The following is a 4,453-nucleotide window of genomic DNA, read 5'->3' on the forward strand; positions in this document are numbered from 1 at the left end:
ATGTTTCCCCTTCTTTAAGGTGAATTCTCCTGATCTTTCTTTATACATACTGCCGGACTTATTTCTGGAATGCTTTATTTTTGAATAAAAGCCCTGAATACTGAAGCCAAACTGTAAAATCCGGCCTTCTACTTCTTAAACGTTCGTCATCTACTTCTTAAACGTTCATTTTGCTTTGATTTCAGAATCAAAGCTGCGAATAGAACTGAAGTTTAAGCAAAGGATAAATTCGAACAAGCTTATTTTTTTAGATATATATTAGAGGAACTGGAGGGAGACAGATGAAAGGAAAAATAAATGGCAAATACGAAATAAATATCAGGGCTGCAAAAACAATGAGACTGATAGCGGTCCTGTTCATGGTTATTACAGTTACCCTTTCAGGCTGTGTTGAAGACGAGAAGAACAACACCACCGAGGAAGAATACACGTATAATATAGCAAATGTGGAAAGTATCGATATTCTAACTCTGGAATCTTTCCCAGTGCAGATAAATGTGATAGCAGAAGGCTATCTGCCTGATGGATGCACTGAGATTGACGATATAAAAACTGAAAAGGAAGGAAACAATTTCAATATTACTATCACAACAAAGCGCCCAAAAGATGCAATCTGTACCCAGGCTATAGAGAGCTTTAGAGAAACGATTCCTCTCGAAGTTCAGGGGCTCAGCGCCGGAAATTATACTGTAAACGTAAACGGAGTAAACGGATCTTTTAAACTTGCTGTAGATAACATCCTGGAGGAAACGCCGGACTCTACGCCAGCCGGAAAGAAGGTAATAACCGAATCTGGAAATGGGAAAAATATAACCCTCGAAAATGAAGAAACATTTTACCTGAAACTTCAGGAAAATCCAACTACGGGCTATGAATGGGAACTCAATCTGAGCCAGGGACTCATTCTGGTTTCAGACAAATACGAACCTCCTGAATCTGAGAAAGAGGAACGCCCTCTTGTTGGTGCTGGAGGAGTTCATGTATGGGAAATTAAAGCAGATTCCGAGGGCGCCCAGAAGGTGACAGCAGTATATAGAAGATCCTGGGAAAATGAAACAGGAACTGAAGAAAGATTTACACTTAATGTAGAAGTTGTCTGAACTGTGAGCTCACTTCTCGTGCCTCTGCTCCTATATAGTTACTCAACCAAGAAAGCAGGGGCACGAAAAATCTTATTTCCGGTTAGCTGTGTTCTCTTCCAGTAAATCACTGTAGACCCAGAGCCTGTTTTAAGTCTTTGAGACAACTGTCGCAGATATACGACGTGCCTATCTGGGTACCCCCAAGTATATTCTCATCTTCCATGTGTTCTTTATCTTCCGGATTTCCGGAATAGCTTTCGCAGTAGATTCCACATTTTACTTCACAATACGCCCCGCAAAACAAACATCTGGTCATAATATAATGTGGGGCTCCGGATTTCAAATATCTTTCCCAAAAATGCCTGAAGAGCAGCTATTAAAAATAAACTACGGTAAAACAACGAATGATGAAAAGATTTAAGACTGTTGAGGTTCTAATGAGGGTATAAGTTTTCCAAATATTTAAACAAGATTGAGGAGCCAGCCGAAAAGTATATAAGTAATCGTTAGTATGTTCAGATAGCTGTCCCAGGCAGAGTGTCTGATGTACAAAACACCGTAGCGGGGTGGGGTAGCCAGGAGATCCCGACGGGCTCATAACCCGTAGACCGATGGTTCGAATCCATCCCCCGCTATTTTAGATAAGTCTTTTCCTTATGATTATATACCTTTATCAAAATAACCAGTAAGCCCCGTAGCGGGGTGGGGTAGCCAGGAGATCCCGACGGGCTCATAACCCGTAGACCGATGGTTCGAATCCATCCCCCGCTATTAAAAATAATTTTCAGGAGTTATTTTTCCGTATTTCATACCCGCGACTTTAAGCACTCAGGGTTTCGTGCCATACTTCGATTTTTTATATCCGAGCAGTTATTTATATTCGGAGTGTTCAATCCTATCTAATATTCAAATCAATCTTACACATTCTATTATACTTCATATCCTTTTCAAGTATCAAAAACTAAAAGGCTTATTAAATAAAGATCGCTTCTTATACAGGGTAAAATAAATGCAAAAAAGATCGCCTTCTTATGAAGGTAAAAAATCCAGAAAAAATAAACTTAAAAAATAAACTTTGTACACAGGCTGATAAATTTACACAAACTGATAAATTATATCCAGGGAACTATATTTGAACTATCTTTTTATCCATCCTCAAAATTAAGCAGGACGATTCTCATATGGTAATGGAAAAACTGGGAGACTCCTTACAGGGAGCACTCAAAAAGCTGATCGGCGCAGGGAGAATTGATGAGCGCACGGTCAACGAAGTAGTAAAGGATATTCAGCGCGCTCTGCTCCAGGCCGACGTCAACGTAAAACTTGTCATGGGGATGTCGCAGAGAATCAAAGAGCGTGCAATGAAGGAAGACCCTCCTGCGGGTATGAATCCAAGGGAGCATGTAATTCGAATTGTATATCAGGAATTAATGGATATCATCGGGAAAGGAGCCGAGATCCAGCTCAAGCCCCAGACAATCATGATGGTGGGGCTGCAGGGAAGCGGAAAAACCACAAGTGCTGCAAAACTTGCCCGTTATTTCCAGAGAAAAGGGCTCAAAGCAGGCGTTATCGCCGCAGATACCTTCCGGCCCGGAGCTTATCACCAGCTCAAGACTCTCTCTGAAAAGCTCAATGTAGGTTTTTACGGAGAAGAAGGAAATCCCGATGCTGTCGAGATTACCAGACACGGGCTTAAAGCGCTTGAAAAATACGATATAAGAATAGTTGACACTGCAGGCAGGCATGCCCTTGAAGCCGACCTGATAGAAGAAATGGAGAGAATCCATGCCATTGCAAAACCTGACCACAAGTTCATGGTTCTCGACGCTGGTATAGGGCAGCAGGCAAGCCAGCAGGCTCATGCTTTCAATGATTCTGTAGGGATCACTGGAGTCATTATTACAAAACTGGACGGGACAGCAAAAGGTGGTGGAGCACTTTCAGCAGTCGCCGAAACAAAAGCTCCGATTGCTTTTATAGGAGTAGGGGAAACTCCGGAAGACTTTGAGAAGTTTGAAGCTGACAGGTTCATTTCAAGATTGCTTGGAATGGGAGACCTCAAGAGCCTGATGGAAAAGGCAGAGGAAAGCCTGAGCGAAGAGGATGTCAATGTCGAAGCCCTTATGCAGGGGCGCTTCACCCTGAAGGACATGTACAAGCAGCTCGAAGCAATGAATAAAATGGGTCCCCTCAAGCAGATCATGTCAATGCTCCCTATGGGCATGGGAGGGCTGGGAGGCATGAAACTTTCAGACGAAATGTTCCAGGCTACCAGTGACAAAATGAAAAACTACAAGGTCATCATGGACTCGATGACAGAAGAGGAAATGGCAGACCCCAAACTCATAGGCGGCTCACGGATAAAAAGAATCTCGAGAGGCTCTGGCTGCAGCCCTGAAGACGTCAGAGAGCTTCTTAAATACCACAAAACCATGCAGACGGCTTTAAAAGGATTTAGAGGCGGAAAGTTCAATATTCAGAAAATGATGAAGAAAAAACTCGGGATGTAATTATTCCGAGTTCTTTTTTAGCTTTAATTTAATGCCGATCTTATTTTGATTTATTAACTGATCTTTAAAGGATCGGTAATAATTAAGATCAGTACCTTAATCATCGGTACCTTATCATCGGTACCTTATCATCGGTGCCTTAGATCAGTACCTATTACAGACTTCAAAGAAGTTCATCAGCAACTCTTCCCCCTGCTCGGTGTGAGAAACCTCAGGGTGCCATTGAACTCCATAAATCGGTTTTGTAGGGTGGCGCATGGCTTCAATTTCACAGATATCCGAACGGGCAAGATGGATAAACCCTTCAGGAAGAATAGCCACCTCATCTGCATGGGAAGCCCATACAGTTGTTTTTGGACCAAGTCCTCTGAGTATGTCATCCTCTTCGAGAACCTCTATTTCAACCTCGGCATACCCTCCTTTTTTGCCCGCATGAACGTGCCCACCGTAAGCAAGAGCAATTGCCTGGTGACCGAGGCAGATTCCAAGGATAGGGACATCGATTTCCTTCACATAGTCAAAACAAAGACCTGCCCTTTCCATTTCCGGTCCTCCACTCAGGATCAGCCCGTCAGGCTCTTCTGCCAGAATATCCTCTATAGGAGTTGTATTGGGAATAATTTTTGTATCCATGTCAAGGTCCCGGACAGCCCTGTGAATAAGGTGGCAAAACTGCCCGTAGTTGTTCACAACAAGGATTTTTAGTTCTCTCATAGTTCCTTCCGTTCCTGTTTACAAATATAAAATGGTTCTTACGCTCTGAGCTTATTCTATTAGCCCATGTTATCCTATTTTAATTCTTGTATCCTACTTTCCGCACTATTTTTTCAGACATAATATTTTTCGTATTTTTCTCCC

The 4,453-nt window shown here is 42.4% G+C and carries 4 protein-coding genes and 2 tRNA genes; 4 read left to right on the top strand and 2 right to left on the bottom strand.

All coding sequences use genetic code 11. The features are described 5' to 3' along the window. The first annotated feature begins 281 nt into the window (after nucleotides 1-281). Nucleotides 282-1,100 carry a protease inhibitor I42 family protein gene (locus PLL47_RS12430; RefSeq protein WP_324446538.1) on the top strand — a complete coding sequence of 273 codons (819 nt, stop codon included), beginning with the start codon at nucleotides 282-284 and terminating at the stop codon, nucleotides 1,098-1,100. A 106-nt stretch (nucleotides 1,101-1,206) separates the two neighbouring features. On the opposite strand, the gene PLL47_RS12435 is transcribed toward PLL47_RS12430, so the two are convergent. Beyond that, nucleotides 1,207-1,398, bottom strand: a complete 192-nt coding sequence (locus PLL47_RS12435) for a hypothetical protein (protein WP_324446540.1) — start codon at nucleotides 1,396-1,398, stop codon at nucleotides 1,207-1,209. A 244-nt stretch (nucleotides 1,399-1,642) separates the two neighbouring features. Here PLL47_RS12435 and PLL47_RS12440 point away from each other — a divergent pair. The 3 genes from PLL47_RS12440 to PLL47_RS12450 all read left to right on the top strand — a co-directional run bounded on the left by PLL47_RS12440 (nucleotide 1,643) and on the right by PLL47_RS12450 (nucleotide 3,595). Continuing rightward, nucleotides 1,643-1,717, top strand: a tRNA-Met gene (locus PLL47_RS12440). A gap of 61 nt (nucleotides 1,718-1,778) precedes the next feature. Then, nucleotides 1,779-1,853, top strand: a tRNA-Met gene (locus PLL47_RS12445). A 410-nt stretch (nucleotides 1,854-2,263) separates the two neighbouring features. Next, nucleotides 2,264-3,595 (top strand): signal recognition particle protein Srp54, encoded by a 1,332-nt coding sequence (locus PLL47_RS12450; RefSeq protein ID WP_324446542.1) that lies wholly within the window; start codon nucleotides 2,264-2,266, stop codon nucleotides 3,593-3,595. Between the two features lie 144 nt (nucleotides 3,596-3,739). On the opposite strand, the gene PLL47_RS12455 is transcribed toward PLL47_RS12450, so the two are convergent. Next, entirely contained in the window at nucleotides 3,740-4,309 is a 570-nt protein-coding gene (locus tag PLL47_RS12455; RefSeq protein WP_324446544.1) for a GMP synthase subunit A, read from the bottom strand. Nucleotides 4,310-4,453 lie beyond the last annotated feature (144 nt).

The sequence above is a fragment of the Methanosarcina sp. genome (genome assembly GCF_035390745.1).
Classification (GTDB): Archaea; Halobacteriota; Methanosarcinia; order Methanosarcinales; family Methanosarcinaceae; genus Methanosarcina.

Bases quoted from the DNA above. Each gene is read 5' to 3' on its own strand.
- PLL47_RS12450 (WP_324446542.1), top strand. From the start codon at position 2,264: ATGGTAATGGAAAAACTGGGAGACTCCTTACAGGGAGCACTCAAAAAG.
- PLL47_RS12430 (WP_324446538.1), top strand. From the start codon at position 282: ATGAAAGGAAAAATAAATGGCAAATACGAAATAAATATCAGGGCTGCA.
- PLL47_RS12435 (WP_324446540.1), bottom strand. From the start codon at position 1,398: ATGACCAGATGTTTGTTTTGCGGGGCGTATTGTGAAGTAAAATGTGGA.
- PLL47_RS12455 (WP_324446544.1), bottom strand. From the start codon at position 4,309: ATGAGAGAACTAAAAATCCTTGTTGTGAACAACTACGGGCAGTTTTGC.